This is a genomic window from Aureimonas jatrophae, from assembly GCF_900104035.1.
GTDB classification, from domain to species: Bacteria; Pseudomonadota; Alphaproteobacteria; order Rhizobiales; family Rhizobiaceae; genus Aureimonas; species Aureimonas jatrophae.
The window spans coordinates 80854-96024 of record NZ_FNIT01000008.1 but is presented as its reverse complement, the minus strand read 5'-3'; the positions used below and the strand labels follow the sequence as shown (position 1 = coordinate 96024).

Annotated in this window: 12 protein-coding genes; 7 read left to right on the top strand and 5 right to left on the bottom strand. The window is 69.2% G+C overall.

Annotated features, from left to right (window positions below):
• Positions 1-14 precede the first annotated feature (14 nt).
• Positions 15-1955: an ABC transporter substrate-binding protein gene (locus tag BLQ76_RS16520; RefSeq protein ID WP_090675546.1), complete on the bottom strand. Its 1941-nt coding sequence runs from the start codon at positions 1953-1955 to the stop codon at positions 15-17.
• Positions 1956-2085: 130 nt separating this feature from the next.
• Between BLQ76_RS16520 and BLQ76_RS16515 the strand changes: the two genes are divergently transcribed.
• A complete protein-coding gene (locus BLQ76_RS16515; protein WP_090675770.1) occupies positions 2086-2781 on the top strand; it encodes a GntR family transcriptional regulator in 696 nt (231 codons plus the stop codon).
• 70 nt (positions 2782-2851) lie between these two features.
• Here the strand turns inward: BLQ76_RS16515 and BLQ76_RS16510 are convergent, their stop codons facing one another.
• The 3 genes from BLQ76_RS16510 to BLQ76_RS16500 form a co-directional block, all read right to left on the bottom strand.
• Positions 2852-3445, bottom strand: coding sequence for a DUF1349 domain-containing protein (locus BLQ76_RS16510; RefSeq protein ID WP_090675544.1), 594 nt, complete (start codon positions 3443-3445; stop codon positions 2852-2854).
• A gap of 13 nt (positions 3446-3458) precedes the next feature.
• Complete coding sequence (treS, locus tag BLQ76_RS16505) at positions 3459-5525, bottom strand: maltose alpha-D-glucosyltransferase (protein WP_090675542.1); 2067 nt, start codon at positions 5523-5525, stop codon at positions 3459-3461.
• A 385-nt stretch (positions 5526-5910) separates the two neighbouring features.
• On the bottom strand, positions 5911-6951 hold the full coding sequence (locus tag BLQ76_RS16500; protein ID WP_090675768.1) for an Ldh family oxidoreductase: 1041 nt from the start codon (positions 6949-6951) through the stop codon (positions 5911-5913).
• A 214-nt stretch (positions 6952-7165) separates the two neighbouring features.
• On the opposite strand from BLQ76_RS16500, the gene BLQ76_RS16495 reads away from it, so the two are divergent.
• Genes BLQ76_RS16495 through lhpI form a run of 3 tightly spaced genes read left to right on the top strand, consistent with a single transcriptional unit; the run spans position 7166 to position 11136 of the window.
• A complete protein-coding gene (locus BLQ76_RS16495; RefSeq protein WP_280140076.1) occupies positions 7166-8440 on the top strand; it encodes an NAD(P)/FAD-dependent oxidoreductase in 1275 nt (424 codons plus the stop codon).
• Positions 8441-8447: 7 nt separating this feature from the next.
• Entirely contained in the window at positions 8448-9449 is a 1002-nt protein-coding gene (locus BLQ76_RS16490; RefSeq protein WP_090675537.1) for a 4-hydroxyproline epimerase, read from the top strand.
• 4 nt (positions 9450-9453) lie between these two features.
• On the top strand, positions 9454-11136 hold the full coding sequence (gene lhpI, locus BLQ76_RS16485; protein WP_090675535.1) for a cis-3-hydroxy-L-proline dehydratase: 1683 nt from the start codon (positions 9454-9456) through the stop codon (positions 11134-11136).
• Positions 11137-11163: 27 nt separating this feature from the next.
• Here the strand turns inward: lhpI and BLQ76_RS16480 are convergent, their stop codons facing one another.
• On the bottom strand, positions 11164-11595 hold the full coding sequence (locus BLQ76_RS16480) for an Lrp/AsnC family transcriptional regulator (protein ID WP_090675533.1): 432 nt from the start codon (positions 11593-11595) through the stop codon (positions 11164-11166).
• 131 nt (positions 11596-11726) lie between these two features.
• On the opposite strand from BLQ76_RS16480, the gene BLQ76_RS16475 reads away from it, so the two are divergent.
• The 3 genes from BLQ76_RS16475 to BLQ76_RS16465 all read left to right on the top strand — a co-directional run bounded on the left by BLQ76_RS16475 (position 11727) and on the right by BLQ76_RS16465 (position 15171).
• On the top strand, positions 11727-12830 hold the full coding sequence (locus tag BLQ76_RS16475; protein WP_090675766.1) for a saccharopine dehydrogenase family protein: 1104 nt from the start codon (positions 11727-11729) through the stop codon (positions 12828-12830).
• A gap of 121 nt (positions 12831-12951) precedes the next feature.
• Positions 12952-14358, top strand: coding sequence for an L-serine ammonia-lyase (locus tag BLQ76_RS16470; RefSeq protein ID WP_090675530.1), 1407 nt, complete (start codon positions 12952-12954; stop codon positions 14356-14358).
• A 156-nt stretch (positions 14359-14514) separates the two neighbouring features.
• Positions 14515-15171 carry a PRC-barrel domain-containing protein gene (locus BLQ76_RS16465; protein ID WP_090675528.1) on the top strand — a complete coding sequence of 219 codons (657 nt, stop codon included), beginning with the start codon at positions 14515-14517 and terminating at the stop codon, positions 15169-15171.

Here is a 15171-nt window from a genome sequence, read left to right as displayed (position 1 = left end):
GAGGGCCTAGCGCGTCACTGCGCCGGCCGGTCGAAATACCACTGGGTCAGCGTCGGTGCGGGGTGCCAGAGGTTGCCGGTGATCGGGATCGGCTCGAAGACGTTCTTGATGTCGCGGTTGATCAGCGCGTATTTCGGCATCGGGCGCGAGATGCCGATCGTGTAGAAGTTGTCGGCCGCCTTTTCGAGGTAGACCTTCATGGCGGCCAGCCGCGCCTCGTCGGTCACCGCCTCGTTGACCTTGTCGTAGAGCGCCATGTGCTCCTTGACCGGGGCCGGCGGCTCCTCGCCCTTGGAGTGGTTGGCGTACCAGTCGGCCCACTTCGAGGCGAAGAAGATGTCGGCCTTCTGGAAGGGCATGTAGCAGCGCACGTCCGTATAGGCCTCGGCGCGCCCGCCCACGCAGTTCCAGATGTAGGCGTCCTGCTCGTTGGCGTACCACATGGAGTTGAGGCGCGCGCGGTCCGTGGTGCGGATCTGGATGTCGAGCCCGACCTCGGCGGCGTACTGCTGCACCATCTGCATGATGTCGGGATAGCTCAGGCCGAACACGTCGGCGACCATGAAGGTGATCGTGAAGCGCTTGCCGTCGGGTCCGAGGCGGAACCCTTGCGCGTCCTTCTTGTCGAGACCGATGCGGTCGAGGATCTGCTTGGACTGCTCGGGGTCGTACTCGATGTACTGGTTCGACAGGCGCTCGTTGTAGAGCTCGTGCTCGGGCAGCGGCCCGACCTGCGAAGGCGCGCCCTGCCCGACATAGACGAGGTCGATGATGTCCTGCCGGTTGATCGCGTGGCTGAGCGCGATCCGGAAGTCCTTGTTGTTGAAGAGCGCGTTCTTGATCGGGTCCTGGACGTTGAGGTTCAGGAGCAGCGTCGCGTCGTTGGCGGGCAGGTCGGCGACGTCCATCAGGCGGTAGTGGCCCTGCTCCTGCGCGTCGTAGAGCACGGACTTGTAGGTCGAGTTGTTGATGTGGCGGAAGGCGTAGTCGAGCTCGCCGCTGGTGGCGCGCAGCAGCATGAGCTGCACGTCGTCGAGCTTGGCCCAGGTGATCGTGTCGAGATAGGGCAGCTGGTTCCCCGCCGGATCGACCTTCCAGTAGTAGGGGTTTCGGCTCGCCACCACGCGGTCCTGGTCGGCATAGGGCACGGTGAGGACCCAAGGGTTCAACGTCGGCAACTCGAGGTTCTGCCAGTAGACCGGCTGGAAGTTCGGCGAGACCTTGGAGTTGAAGAGCGACACCCAGTCGCCGACCGAGGGGTTCTTGGCCAGAAGCGCCGGGATCCCTTCCTTGTTGTACTTCTCGTGGAACTGCGAGAGGTAGTGCTTGGGGTAGATGATCGGCGCATGGCCCTGCCCGTAGGCGAGCTGCTGCAGGAACAGGCCGTAGGGGCTCTCGAAGCGGAACACGACGGTCTGGTCGTCGATCTTCTCAACCACCACCGGCTTGCCCGCGACCGTGAAGGTCGGGTTCTTGGAAGGCGTCAGCGCCGGGTTCGAGAAGACGTCCTCGTACCAGAACATGATGTCGTCGGCGTTGAAGGGCGCGCCGTCCGACCAGCGCATGCCGCGGCGCAGCTTGAAGGTGAAGGTCTTGGCGTCGGGCGAGGCCTCGACGCTCTCGGCGATCGAGGGCACGGTCTTGGTCCAGTCCGGCGTCCAGCGGACCAGCGTCTCGTTCGCGATGGTGCGGGTGATGTTGTACTGGTCGCCGCCGCCGAGGATCGTGGTGCGCAGGTTGCCGCCGTAGCGCCCCGTCCCGTTGATCAGCGTCTCGACGAAGGGGTCCGCCGGCAGGCGCTCGGCGACGGGCGGCAGGCTGCCATCGGAAACCTTGGCGTCGAGCATGGGCGCCTGACGATAGTCGGCCGCCAGCGCCGACGAGCCCACTGACAGGGCCAAGGCCGTGCCGAGAAACAGATGCCAGGACAAGCTGCGCCGATCAGCGGACCGCATGGTTCTTCCTCCCATCGAAGCCCGCCTTTTCGCGGTGTCTTCGCTCAAACCGCCTCGTCATCGCCAGCGGAATTGCCATGATAACGAACAGATCGTACATTATCTGTCAAATGGAATGTGTGAGAACCGCATGGCTTCCGAACGTCTCGCCACGCTGCCGCTTCCTCGGACAGAGGGCGATCCGCTTTCGCCCGCGGCGTCCGGGCGGATCTACGACCGGGTGCTCGACGACATCCTGGCCGGTCTCATCCCGGCGGGGGCGCGGCTGAAGGTCGGCGAGCTCGCGGCGCGCTACGGCACCAGCACCAACCCGGTCCGCGAGGCGCTCCAGCAGCTGCGCGGCGAAGGCTTCGTGGTGATCGAGCCGAACCGGGGCGCCCGCGTTCGGCCGATCGACGAGAGCTTCGTGCGCGACATGTACGAGATCAACGTCCTGATCGAGCCTTATCTCGTGCGCTGGTTCGCGGATTACGCGACGGATGCCGACATCGCCCGCATGGAGGCGATCCAGGACGAGATCGAGGCGCTCGGCTTCGAGCGGCACGACCGCTACGACCAGCTCGACGAGGACTTCCATCGCGTCGTCTACGACCGGCACTACAACCGCAACGCCGTCGAGCTCTGGCATCGCTATCGCAAGACGCTGGGCACGATCAGCCGGGGGCTGACCATCGGGCGCTCGCGCTATGCGGCGCGCCTGGCCGAGCATCGCGAGCTCATCCGCTGCCTGAAGCAGCAGGATACGGAGGGGGCGACACGCGCCATCGAAACGCATGTGCGCGGCTCGGGCCGGCACATCATCGACCTCATGCGATCCGAGCGATGACCGGCGCCGCCCGGCCGACCGTCCTCTCGGCGGGGCCGGAGCTGCGCCCTCGCTCAGTCCCGCCAAGCCGTCACGACAGGTCGTGCAGATCCTTGTCCGAGGGTGGTCCGAGCCGGAAGTCGTCGAACCGGACCGCGAGGCCGGAGCGACCGGGCGTGCAGCACATCGGCCCGACCTCGTAGGTCGACGACGCGGCGAAGGGGCAGAGCCGCAGCAGCGGCCAGCGCAGGCCGTCCGCCGAGGCCTGGAGACGCAACGTACCCGCGCGAACCGTGACGCGGAGCCGTATGTCCTCGCCGTTCCCCTCGTAGGGAAAGGTCGCCCAGTCGGAGCGGCCTGCCGTCAGGACGCTTCCCAGATGAAGCCGTCCGTCCGACATCTCGATGCCGGCCTTGATCCAGGTCTGCGCATCCACCCGCACCATGAGGCCGGCCTGGTCGTAGAGGTGATCGTAGCACGCCCGCACGCGCACCGACGCCGTGAAGTCCCCCGTCGTCTCGAACAGCAGCGCGTGCCCGCTGTCGTGCACGAAGCCGTAGTGGGTCTCGCGCCAGAAGTCCGTGTCCGGGTCGGTCGAGACGAGGAGGCTCGAACCCTCGCGCCGCCAGGACGCCGGCTCGTTGAGCCAGCGTCCCCCGGTCCAATCCCTTGCCGCGTCCGGCATCGGTTGTTCCCCTTCAGAGCGTCGGCAGGTTGCCGATGATGCGAAGCGACAGCCCTTCGAAGGGCTCCAGCGAGATGCGCAATTCGCCGGTTTCCAGAAGATCGCCCTCGATCGTCTCGGCGATCATGTCGACGACCGGCCCCGGCCGCGTTCCCGGCAGCGTCACCACCTCGTCGATCGCCTCGGCGCCGAAGTTAAGGGCGGTGACCTGCGTGCCGCGCCCGTCCGGCAGCTCGTGCACCATGACCAGCAGCCCCGGCGCCACGACGTCGGGGATCAGCGTCTGGCGGCTGGCGGCGATGCCGTAGGCGTCGCGCACAGCCAACAGGCGCTTGAGCTGCGAGGCGAAGGATTGCGGGTCCTTGAGCTGATCGGTGATGGCGCCGTAGAGCGCGCGGGCGCGTGGCATGCCGTCGGCCGAGCGTGCCTCGTCGGGGTTGGCACCGGTGAGATCGTAGGCGCCGCGCTCGATCCAGCGCGTGTCACCGTCGCCCATGAGGTGCTCGACCTGGCGCGGCTCCAGCGGCAGCGCCCCGACGAGGTCCCAGCCGGACAACGCGAAGACGCCGGGCTGGAAGGCGTTGTACATGGCGAGCAGGAGATGGACGCGGCGGATGCGCTCCACCGCCGCCTCGTCGATCTCGCCCAGGTCGGAGATGCCGAGCGCGGCCGCGATGACGCTCGCCGTGGTGCAGGCGATGCCGTTGGTGACGAAGGGCAGGTTGTAGGGCGCGCTGGCACCCGACAAGCGCTCGCGGATCACGTCGCGCAGGTGCATGCGCAGCGTCCGGCCCTGCCATGTCTGGCCCGCGAAGGTGTAGATGTCGTCGGCATGCAGCGTCCAGAAGTGGACGAGCTCAGTGGTCAGTTCGTCGTGGTTCTGCAGCGCGTGGATCAGCGAGGCCGGGTCGATGCCGAACTCGTGCACCGTTCGCAGCATCAGGCGCAGGAACTCGGTGTCGCCGGTCAGCAGCGCGTGATGGTAGGCGGGCCGCGTGATGAAGTCGTAGGACAGGTCGGCGCCCCCCTTCGACATCGCCGCGATGTCGTCGACGGTGAGGTTCAGCTCCTGGAACGAGAAGCCGCCCGCCTTGCGGATCATGCCGGCGAGCAACGCGTTGCCGGTGACCGACAGCGGATGGCTCTCCGACCACGCCGGGCCGTCGATGCGGCGCTCGACGCCGAGAAAGCCGTTGGCGTCGAGGCGCAGTCCGCGCGCGCCCATATGGTCGATCGAATGGAGCGCGTCGCCGATGATCATCTGCTGGGCCGCGAACGAGGGGTCGAGCCAGTTGAGGCTCGGCTGGCCCTCCTTGAAGTAGTGGAGATAGGCCCAGCGGCGCAGCTTGCCGTCGACGCCCGCGACGGGTCCGGTGGCGCTCCAGTCCGTTTCCTTCACGCCCGGCTCGAAGAAGATCACGCGCTGGAGCTGACCGACGATCAGGCCCCGCTCCTTCAGGTAGTCGACGGTCGCGGGCGGCAGGTTCACCGCGTCGCGCCCCTCCGGCACCTCGGGCAGATGCGTCCACTCCTCCTCGGGAATCTCCACCATGTGGTAGAGGCCGGGATAGCTGGAATGGTTCATCTCGGCGAGGCGGAAGTCTGGCCCCTTGCCGGTATGGGCGGGAATGACGTCGTCCACCACGACCGCGTTATGGGCGGCCGCCATGCGGCTGACGGCGACGAACTCCTCGCTGGTGCCGAAGGCCGGGTCGATCTCGAAGCCGATGCGGTCGAAGTTGCCGTCGATGGTCGGCGTGTAGATGCCGTCGCGATAGCCGCCGGCCCGCTTCATCGGCCCGGTATGGATGCCTCGCACGCCGATCGAGGACAGGGCGGACCAGAGCTGGGGATCGCCCAGCGTCTTCAGGACGGAGTCGCCGCTGCGCGTGATCACCGAGGACGGGTAGGCGGTGAACCAGACCGAGGCGATGGCGGACGCCACGCGAGGTCGCGTCTCGGCATAGGGTCGCTGCCACAGCCGCCCCTGACCGCCGTAGCTCTCGGCGAAGAGCCGAGCCTGATGCAGCATCGACTTCGCAACGAGATCCTCGACGGTTTCGGTGGGGTCTGCCGCCATGGTGATCGCTGCCTTCCGTATCGATCGTCCCGAACCGGGACTGAACTGTCGCCGAAAGACCTAGCCGTTTTGGCTGGGATGGGAATGGCGTCGCATCGCCTGGATCGCCATGGAGGATGGCCGGGGAACCGCCGGGCCGCCGGATCGCCACGATGGACGTCGCGCCCTGGGAGACGATCCGCCAAGCGAAATTCGCGACCGCGACGGCAGGGCGAACGCCCCTGTCTACCATTCGCCGCACGATCCGTAGCAACCGGTCGAATCGCGCGCGTCGGCACGGGGGGCGCGAGGATCTTCCGCATCCTCGAGCCCTGCGTTTTCCGGCTGGCAACGGACGGGGCGCTCGATGACTCGCCTAAGGAGGCGCCGCCTAACGCCTTCCCGATCAAATGGCCTGGCTCGCCAACCGGTCGAGAAGCGTGAACTCGGCCTCGCTCAGGGCGATGCCGTCGCGCTCCGACACGGCACGCGCGGCGAAGCGGCGCTGCGAGGGCAGCCGCGCGCCTTGGCCGACGATCGCCTCGAACAGCATCTCGGCCCGCGCCAAGGGATCGCCCGGGCGCCCCTTGGCGAAATGCTCCGGCGAGAAGGCGAGGATCAGTTCGCCATGCATCGGGGCGAGCGTGGTGGTGCCGAGCTTGTCGAGAACCTCGGGACTGGTCAGATCGCCGATCATGACGCCGGCCAGAAGCTCGATCATGGTCGCGATCGCCGAGCCCTTGTGGCCGCCGAAGGGCAGCATCGCCCCCGCCAACGCGGCCTCCGGGTCGCGCGTCGGCTCGCCGTTTCGGTCGATCGCCCAGCCGTCGGGCAGGTCCTTCCCGGCGCGACGGCGCAACTCCACCTCCCCGCGCGCCGCCACCGATGTCGCGAAATCGAAGACGTACGGGTGGCCCTCCCGACGTGGCCATCCGAAGGCGAGCGGATTGGTGCCGAGAAGAGGACGCGTCCCGCCGGCGGGCGCGACGGTTGCGTAGCTCGGGCAAAGCGCAAGGGCGGCCAGCCCCTCCCCGGCCAGCACCTCGACCTCCGGCCATAGCGCCGCAAAGTGGGTGCAGTCGTTGATCACGAGCGCCGCCAGTCCGTATCGCCGCGCGGCCCGCGCCAGCGCGGGCGCACCGAGCTCGAAGGCCGGGTTGGCGAAGCCGCCGCGCGCATCCACCCGGACGATCGCCCCCCCGTCTTCCGCCAGATCGGGAACGGCATCGGGCCGCACCTTTCCCGCGGCCACCGTGCGCAGCGCACCCTCGATCCGGTAGATGCCATGCGACTTGCAGTGATCGCGCTCGCCTGCCACCATCGTGCGCGCCAATGCTCCCGCCTGCACCGCGTTCAGTCCGTGCCGACGCAGGATCGTCTCCACGCGCTCCGCCAGATCGCCGATCGAGATGCGGCGCTCAGTCGCCGCCGGTTCCGCTTCTGTCATACGACCCTCCTTCACCCCATCGTCCGCCGGGCTTCCTACGGCTCACGTGCCGACGGCCCCCTGTACCCAGCTCTTGCACACTTTTTGTATATTTGGTTGTCTGGCGGCACCGGCGACCCCGCCGCGCGAACCTGCCGACCGAGCCCGAAGGGTATCCCACCATGACGATCCCGTCTCGCGCCTGCACGGCGACGTCGTGTCCGGCGACCGTTCGTTGAGCGCCCATCGCGACCCGTCCCGGTCCGCGCACGATGCGGTCGTCGTCGGCGCCGGCATCGTGGGACTGATGACGGCGCTCGCGCTGGCCGAGGACGGTCGAGGCGTCCTCGTCCTCGACCGCGAGGGACCGGGCTCGGGCACGAGCGCAGGCAATGCCGGCATACTGGCCTTTCCCGAGATCCTGCCGCTGGCCTCGCCGGGGCTTCTCGGCCAGGTACCGCGCTGGCTTCTGGATCCGCTCGGCCCGTTGAGCGTGCGCCCCTCCTACGCGCTGCGCGCCGCTCCGTGGCTTCTCCGCTTCATCCGCGCCAGCGGACCGGATGCCTTCAACCGCATCCTGTCGGCCCAGGCGACCCTTAACCGGCTGGCGGAGCCGGCGATGGACGCGGCCATTGTCCGAGCCGGCCTCGGCAATCACGTGAGCGAGGCCGGGACGCTCGACCTCTACGACGGCGAGGACGCGTTTCGGCGCGCCGACGCCGACTGGGCGCGGAAGCGTCGCGCCGGAATCGGCTTCGAGGTCCTGCGCGGGCGGGATGCGATCGAGGCCGTCCAGCCGGGCCTGGCCGAGCGCTTTCACGCGGCGGCGGTTTATTCGGCGGCAGGACGCCAGGTGCGCGAGCCGCGCGAGTTCACGCAGGCGCTGGCCCGGCATCTCGAAGGGCGCGGCGTCGTGATCCGCCGCGCCCGCGTCGAGGCGATCCGGCCGGTTTCGGCAGGGGCCGAGATCGTGCTGGGCGATGGGGCTCCCTCGATCGTCGCGCCGTTCGTGGTGCTGGCAGCCGGCGCCTGGTCGAAGCAGCTGGCGCAGACGCTCGGAGACCGCGTGCCGCTGGAGTCGGAGCGCGGCTACAACGTGACGCTGCCGCCCGGCGCCTTTCCCCTGCGCCGACAGTTGTACTTCAACGGCCACGGCTTCGTCGCGACCCCGATCGCGGACGGCGTGCGCATCGGCGGCGCGGTGGAGATCGGGGGACTCGACCTGCCGCCGAACTTCCGGCGATCCGACGCGATGCTTCGCAAGGCGCAGGCCTTCATGCCGGGCCTGCGGGCCGAGGGCGGACGCGCCTGGATGGGCCATCGCCCGTCCATGCCCGACACGCTGGCCGTGATCGGGCGCTCGCGCGCCAGCCGCCGGATCGTCTACGCCTTCGGCCATGGCCACCTTGGCCTGACGCAATCGGCGGCGACGGGCCGGCTGGTCGCGGACCTTGCCGCCGAGCGCCCGCCCGCGATCGACCTTTCCCCCTTCTCGCCCCAACGCTTCTGAGACGCCCATGGCCAACCACACCTTCTCCTGCCTCGACGGCCATACCTGCGGAAACCCCGTGCGCCTCGTCTCGGGCGGCGGCCCGCTTCTGCAGGGCTCGACCATGCTGGAGCGGCGCGCTCATTTCCTCGCCGAGTTCGACTGGATCCGCACCGGCCTCATGTTCGAGCCGCGCGGCCACGACATGATGTCGGGCTCGATCCTCTACCCGCCGACGCGGCCGGACTGCGACGTCGGCGTCCTGTTTATCGAGACGAGCGGCTGCCTGCCCATGTGCGGTCACGGCACGATCGGCACCGTCACCATGGCGGTGGAGAACGGCCTCGTGCATCCGCGCGAGCCCGGCCGCCTCGCGCTCGACACGCCCGCCGGCCGGGTCGACGTCACGTTCCGCCAGGAGGGCCGCTTCGTGGAGGAGGTGCGCCTGACCAACGTCCCGGGCTTCCTCCACTCGGAGGGCCTGAGCGCCGAGGTCGAGGGCCTCGGCGAGATCGTGGTGGACGTCGCCTATGGCGGCAACTTCTACGCCATCGTCGAGCCGCAGCAAAACTTCCGCGACATCGCCGACCACACGGCGGGCGAGCTCGTCGGCTGGTCGCCCAAGCTGCGCGCCGCGCTCAACGAAAAGTACGAGTTCGTCCATCCCGAGCATCCCGAGATCCGGGGCCTCAGCCACATCCTGTGGACCGGCGCGCCCCGCAACCCGGAGGCGCACGCCCGCAACGCCGTGTTCTACGGCGAAAAGGCGATCGACCGCTCGCCTTGCGGCACCGGCACCTCGGCGCGCATGGCGCAGCTCGCCGCCAAGGGGAAGCTCGCGGTCGGCGACGACTTCGTGCACGAGAGCATCATCGGCTCGCTATTCCGCGGCCGTGTCGAGCGAGAGGCGCGCGTCGGCAACAAGCCGGCCATCGTGCCCTCGATCGCGGGCTGGGCCCGGCAGACCGGCATCAACACCCTCTTCATCGACGACCGCGACCCCTTCGCGCACGGCTTCGTGGTCCGCTGAGGCCGTGCCGGGCGCAGCCCACTCCATCTTGGCGGGCAGCGCCGCAGGGCCGGTCCTGCACCTCAGCGAGCCCTTGAGCTTTTGGGGCGGCGTCGATCCTTTGAGCGGCCAAATCATCGACGTGTACCACCCCCAGCACGGCGCCTCGCTCGCCGGCCGCGTGGTCGTGGTCTCCTCGACGCGCGGCTCCTGCAGCGGCTCGGGCGTGCTTCTGGAATTCGCGCTCGCCGGTCTCGCACCGGCGGCGCTCCTGTTTCGCGAGCCGGAGGACGTCGCGACGCTCGGCGCCGTGGTGGCCGGCGAGATGTTCGACCAGCCCGTGCCGGTCCTGCGCCTCGACGCCGACGCCTTTCGCATGCTGTCGAAATCCCGCGACGCCCACATCGACGGTGACTTGATCGTGACGGAGGCGGGATCGATCCCCGTCCGCCCCCTGCCCGAGGCCGCCCTCGACCTGACGCCGGAGGACCACCGGCTTTTGGGTGGCGCGGAGGGACCGGCCGCCGCGCTCGCCATGCGCATCCTGTGTGCGATCGCGCGCCAGCAGGGCGCAACGCGTCTCACCGACGTGACGCGGGCCCATATCGACGGCTGCATCTACGCCAGCCCCGCCAACCTCGTCTTCGCGGAAGCGATGGAGCGGCTGGGTGCGTGCGTGCGCATTCCCACCACCACCAACGCCATCTCGGTGGATCACGCGAACTGGTGCGCGCAAGGGGTGCCGGACGACTTCGGCGCACCGGCCGCGCGTCTGGCCGACAGCTACGTGGCGATGGGCTGCCGGCCGACCTTCACCTGCGCGCCCTACCTTCTCGACGACGCACCGGGGCGGGACGAGCCGATCGGCTGGTCGGAGTCCAACGCCGTGATCTTCGCCAACAGCGTTCTCGGCGCACGCACCGCCAAGCATCCCGACTTTCTGGACCTCTGCATCGCGCTGACCGGCCGCGCGCCCCTGTCGGGGCCCTATCTCGACAGCGAGCGAACGGCACGGCGCATCGTCGCGTTCCACTGCCCGCAGGACGCGGGCGACGCGTTCTGGCCACTCGCAGGCTATCTCGCCGGCCTCGCCTCGCCCGACCGCATCCCGCTGCTGCGCGGCTTATCGGCGGCAGAGCCCGGGCGCGACGACCTCAAGGCGCTCTGCGCCGCGTTCGGCACGACATCGGCGGCGCCCATGCTGCACGTCGAGGGCGTGACGCCGGAAGCGGGCCGGGTCGATCCGGCGGCCGACAGCGTCGTGGTCGGTTTGGATGACCTTCGCGCCGGCTGGCACCGCCTCAACCGCGGCCCGGAGGCGGTGGACCTCGTCGCCATCGGCAGCCCGCACGCCTCGCTGGACGAGTGCCGCACCCTGGCCAGGAAGCTGGCAGGCCGGCCGCTCGCTCCCGGCGTCCACGCTATCGTCACCACCGGGCGTCAGGTCCTGGACGAAGCCGGGCGCGAAGGGCTTCTCGACCAGCTGTCGCGTTCGGGCGTCCGCATGATCGGCGACCTTTGCTGGTGCTCGATCTCGCAGCCCGTGTTTCCGCCGGGCGCGCGCGTCGTGCTGACGAATTCCGGCAAGTACGCCCATTACGGGCCGGGCCTGTCGGGGTGCGCGGTGCGCCTCGGCACGCTCGACGACTGCGTCGAGGCGATGGTGAGCGGCCGCGCGCCCGTTCGCCTGCCGCCGTGGCTCTGCTGAGGGCCGCATCGGCACTCCGGCGTCGGTCTAACGACGCAGCCGCGTCGAAAGGATGATCGAGGACTGAGTGCGCTCGACCCCGTCGATCTGCCCGATCCCATCGATGCGCTCGTCGAGTTCCGCGATCGAGGGTGCCGCGACGATCGCGATCAGATCGAACGCCCCACTCACGGAATGAAGCTCTGTGACGGCTTCGACGCGTGCAATCGCGGCCACGACCTCGCCCAGGGACTTGGGCGCGATCGTGATGAGAACATGGGCGCGCACCAACCCGGATGCGTAGGTCTCGGACAGCCGGACGCCATAGCCCGCGATGACACCGAGGCGTTCCAGCCGCTCGAGACGCGCTTGTGCAGTGGTGCGCGAGATCGCGAGGCGCCGGGCGAGCGTGGCGACCGGCATGCGCGCATTCTCGGCCAGAAGCGCCAGAAGCTCCCGATCTTTGGCGGTTACCTCCATGTCCTTCGTCTCCTTGCCAAGGAATGTTGTCGTTCCGACCAAATTGCCGCGACAAAACGGTCGGATCGACGCTGTGATCCGCCCGACGCGCCCTTATGCTGCCCTTATACGGAAGCGAACGGGAGCGCGACATGAAGGACGTTCTGGTTGTCGGTGCCGGCAAGATCGGCGGCGCGATCGCGTTGATGCTGGCCGACAGCGGTGCCTACCGCGTCACCGTCGCCGACCGGGACCCGGCACAGCTGCGCAAGATCGAGACCCATCCCGCGATCCGGACCACCGCGCTCGACATCGGCGACCACGCGGCGCTGGTGACGGCCCTGGCCGGACGGTTCGCCGTGCTCTCCGCCGCGCCCTTTCACCTGACCGGCCGGATCGCCGCGGCGGCGCGCGAGGCGGGCGTGCATTACCTCGATCTCACCGAGGACGTCGCCACGACGCGCAAGGTGGAAGCGCTGGCCGAGGGCGCCTCCAGCGCCTTCATCCCGCAATGTGGCCTTGCGCCGGGCTTCATCTCGATCGTCGCCCACGACCTGGCCCGTCGCTTCGACACGCTCGACAGCGTGAGGATGCGCGTCGGCGCCCTGCCCCAGTACCCGTCGAACGCGCTGAACTACAATCTCACCTGGAGCACGGACGGGCTGATCAACGAGTATATCGAGCCCTGCGAGGCGGTGGTCGAAGGCCGGCTGACCACCGTACCGGCCCTGGAGGAGCGCGAGGAGTTCTCGCTCGACGGCGTCACCTACGAGGCGTTCAACACCTCGGGCGGACTGGGAACCCTCGCCCGCTCGCTCGAGGGCCGCGTGCGCACCATGAACTACCGCACGATCCGCTATCCCGGCCACCAGGCGATCATCAAGGCGCTGGTCAACGACTTCAACCTGCGCAACCGACGCGAGGTCCTGAAGGACCTGTTCGAGCATGCCCTGCCCGCCACCATGCAGGACGTGGTGGTGATCTTCGTCACGGTCTGCGGCTGGCGCGACGGACGCTACGAGCAGGAAACCTACGCCAACAAGGTCTATGCCGGCGCGGTGGGGGGTCGCCGCATGAGCGCGATCCAGATCACGACGGCCGCCGGCATCACGACGGTGCTGGACCTCCTGGCCGACGGTCGGCTTCAGGCGCGCGGCTTCGTACGGCAGGAGGAGATCGATCTCGCCGACGTCCTCGCCAACCGCTTCGGGCGCGCCTACGATCCGGACGCGGCGCGCATGCTGAAGGCCAGCTGAGGGGACGCGGCGAGGCGTCCGCACGCAGCGTTTCGGGCGCCATTGCCACGGGGCGCCTGAGGAGGCTAGCTCGCACCGTCCGCGCCGCCTGTCCCGGCGACGGCCAAGCAAGGCTGGCAGCATGTTTTTGAGCGTCTTCGATCTCTACAAGATCGGCATCGGCCCGTCCTCCTCGCACACGATGGGACCGATGACGGCGGCCGCGCGCTTCCTGGCCGAAGTCCGGGATGGGGATTGGCCGAGACCGCGCGGAGCCAGTGCGGGAGCGCTGCGCGTGACGCTGCACGGCTCGCTCGCCTTTACCGGCGTCGGCCATGCGAGCGACCGGGCGGTGATCCTAGGCTTGTCGGGCTTCACGCCTGCGGCGGTCGACCCCGACCGGATCGACGCGATCGTGGCCGCCGTCCGGGAGAGCGGCGAGGTGCGGCCCGACGGCCATCCGCCCTATACCTTCCGGCCCGATCGCGACCTCGTTCTGGATCGCGGCCGTCCCCTGCCGGGCCATGCCAACGGAATGACCTTCGAGGCGCTGGACCGGCAGGGTGCCATGCTGCTTCGCCGCGTCTACTACTCGATCGGCGGCGGCTTTGTGGTAAGCGAAGAGGAACAGCAGCGGGCCGGCACCGGCGCGGTGCTGGACGCCTCGGACGCAGGATCGGTGCCCCATCCCTTTCGCACCGCCGCCGAAGCGCTTCTGATGGCCCGGACGAGCGGTCTCTCGATCGCGGGAATGCAGCGCGCGAACGAGATCGTCGCCATTCCGGAGCGCGAGCTCGACCAGCGGCTCGACGCCATCGCGCAGGCGATGGAGGCCTGCGTCCAGCGCGGGCTTCGGCAGGACGGGGTGCTTCCCGGCGGTCTCGGCGTCCGTCGCCGTGCCAAGGGCATCCACGAACGTCTCGAGCGGGACGCGGCGCGCAACGTCTTCCAGCCGCTTCTGGCGAACGACTGGCTGAGCGCGTTCGCGATCGCCGTCAACGAGGAGAATGCCTGCGGCGGCCGCGTGGTGACCGCGCCGACCAACGGCGCGGCCGGCGTGGTGCCCGCAGTCCTGGCCTACATGCGGCGCTTCCATCCGGAGGCCGGCCGGCGGGAAACCCATCTCTTCCTCCTCACCTCGGCGGCGATCGGCGGCATCATCAAGCGCAACGCCTCGATCTCGGGTGCGGAGGTCGGCTGCCAGGGCGAGGTCGGCTCGGCCTCGGCCATGGCGGCCGCGGGCCTGGCCGCCGTCATGGGCGGCACGCCGGAGCAGGTCGAGAACGCCGCCGAGATCGCGCTGGAGCATCATCTCGGAATGACCTGCGACCCGGTCGGCGGGCTCGTCCAGATCCCCTGCATCGAGCGCAACGCCTTCGGCGCCGTGAAGGCCGTGACGGCGGCCTCGCTGGCGATGAAGGGCGAAGGACTGCATGTCGTCCCGCTCGACGTCTGCATCGAGACCATGCGGCAGACGGGCCGGGACATGGACAACCGCTACAAGGAAACGAGTCTCGGGGGCCTGGCCGTCAACTTGCCGGAGTGCTGACGGCCCGTCCCCTCCCACCGGCCGCCCGTTGCCGACCTTTGGGCAGCCAAGCAATCCCGGCGGAACGGCGCCGGACGGCATCGATTCGCCTCTGATCGGCAGCGTGCGGAACACAGGACGCTCCGCCGGATCGAAAACAAGGCGAGAGGCCGGCCCATGCGCATCCTGACGACCCCGCTCCTTCTGGCTCTTTTGGCCGGCGCAGGCCCTGCCTTCGCGCAGGGCGTTTCGGCGCCCCCTGCCACGTCGGCGCCCGATACCGCCGCGACGCCGCAGGGTGCGGCCGAACAGAACCAGGGCGGCTTCATCACCTACCGCGAAGGCGACCAGCTGCTCGGTTCCGGCCTGATGGGGGCGCAGGTCTTCGGTGCGGACAGCGAGAGGATCGGCGAGGTGACGGATCTGCTGCTCGACCGTGAGGGGCGGGTCATCGCGGTGGTGGTCGGCATCGGCGGCTTCCTGGGCCTGGGCGAAAAGGACGTCGCGATCGGCAACGACCGTTTGGAATTCGTTCTCTCGCAGGATGTCGCCTCCGCACGCGGCACCGGACCCCGTGTCGGATCGCCCACCGCCCAGGCGCCCGGCACGGCCGCGACCGGAACCGGCACCGCATCGAGCGACGCTCCGGCCACCGGGAACGCGGCCGCCTCGGGCAGCCGCGCGGCGGCATCCAGCGGATTGGCCGGTGTCCGCACCGGCACCATGAACACGGGATGGAACTGGGGCGGCGGCAACATCGACCACATCCAGGTGGACGCGACGCGCCAGCAGCTCCAGGACGCGCCGGCCTTTGAAACGACGCGCGGGGGGTGA

Bases quoted from the DNA above. Each gene is read 5' to 3' on its own strand.
- BLQ76_RS16510 (WP_090675544.1), bottom strand. From the start codon at position 3,445: ATGCCGGACGCGGCAAGGGATTGGACCGGGGGACGCTGGCTCAACGAG.
- BLQ76_RS16475 (WP_090675766.1), top strand. From the start codon at position 11,727: ATGAAGGACGTTCTGGTTGTCGGTGCCGGCAAGATCGGCGGCGCGATC.
- treS (WP_090675542.1), bottom strand. From the start codon at position 5,525: ATGGCGGCAGACCCCACCGAAACCGTCGAGGATCTCGTTGCGAAGTCG.
- BLQ76_RS16480 (WP_090675533.1), bottom strand. From the start codon at position 11,595: ATGGAGGTAACCGCCAAAGATCGGGAGCTTCTGGCGCTTCTGGCCGAG.
- BLQ76_RS16520 (WP_090675546.1), bottom strand. From the start codon at position 1,955: ATGCGGTCCGCTGATCGGCGCAGCTTGTCCTGGCATCTGTTTCTCGGC.
- BLQ76_RS16490 (WP_090675537.1), top strand. From the start codon at position 8,448: ATGGCCAACCACACCTTCTCCTGCCTCGACGGCCATACCTGCGGAAAC.
- BLQ76_RS16500 (WP_090675768.1), bottom strand. From the start codon at position 6,951: ATGACAGAAGCGGAACCGGCGGCGACTGAGCGCCGCATCTCGATCGGC.
- BLQ76_RS16470 (WP_090675530.1), top strand. From the start codon at position 12,952: ATGTTTTTGAGCGTCTTCGATCTCTACAAGATCGGCATCGGCCCGTCC.
- BLQ76_RS16465 (WP_090675528.1), top strand. From the start codon at position 14,515: ATGCGCATCCTGACGACCCCGCTCCTTCTGGCTCTTTTGGCCGGCGCA.
- BLQ76_RS16515 (WP_090675770.1), top strand. From the start codon at position 2,086: ATGGCTTCCGAACGTCTCGCCACGCTGCCGCTTCCTCGGACAGAGGGC.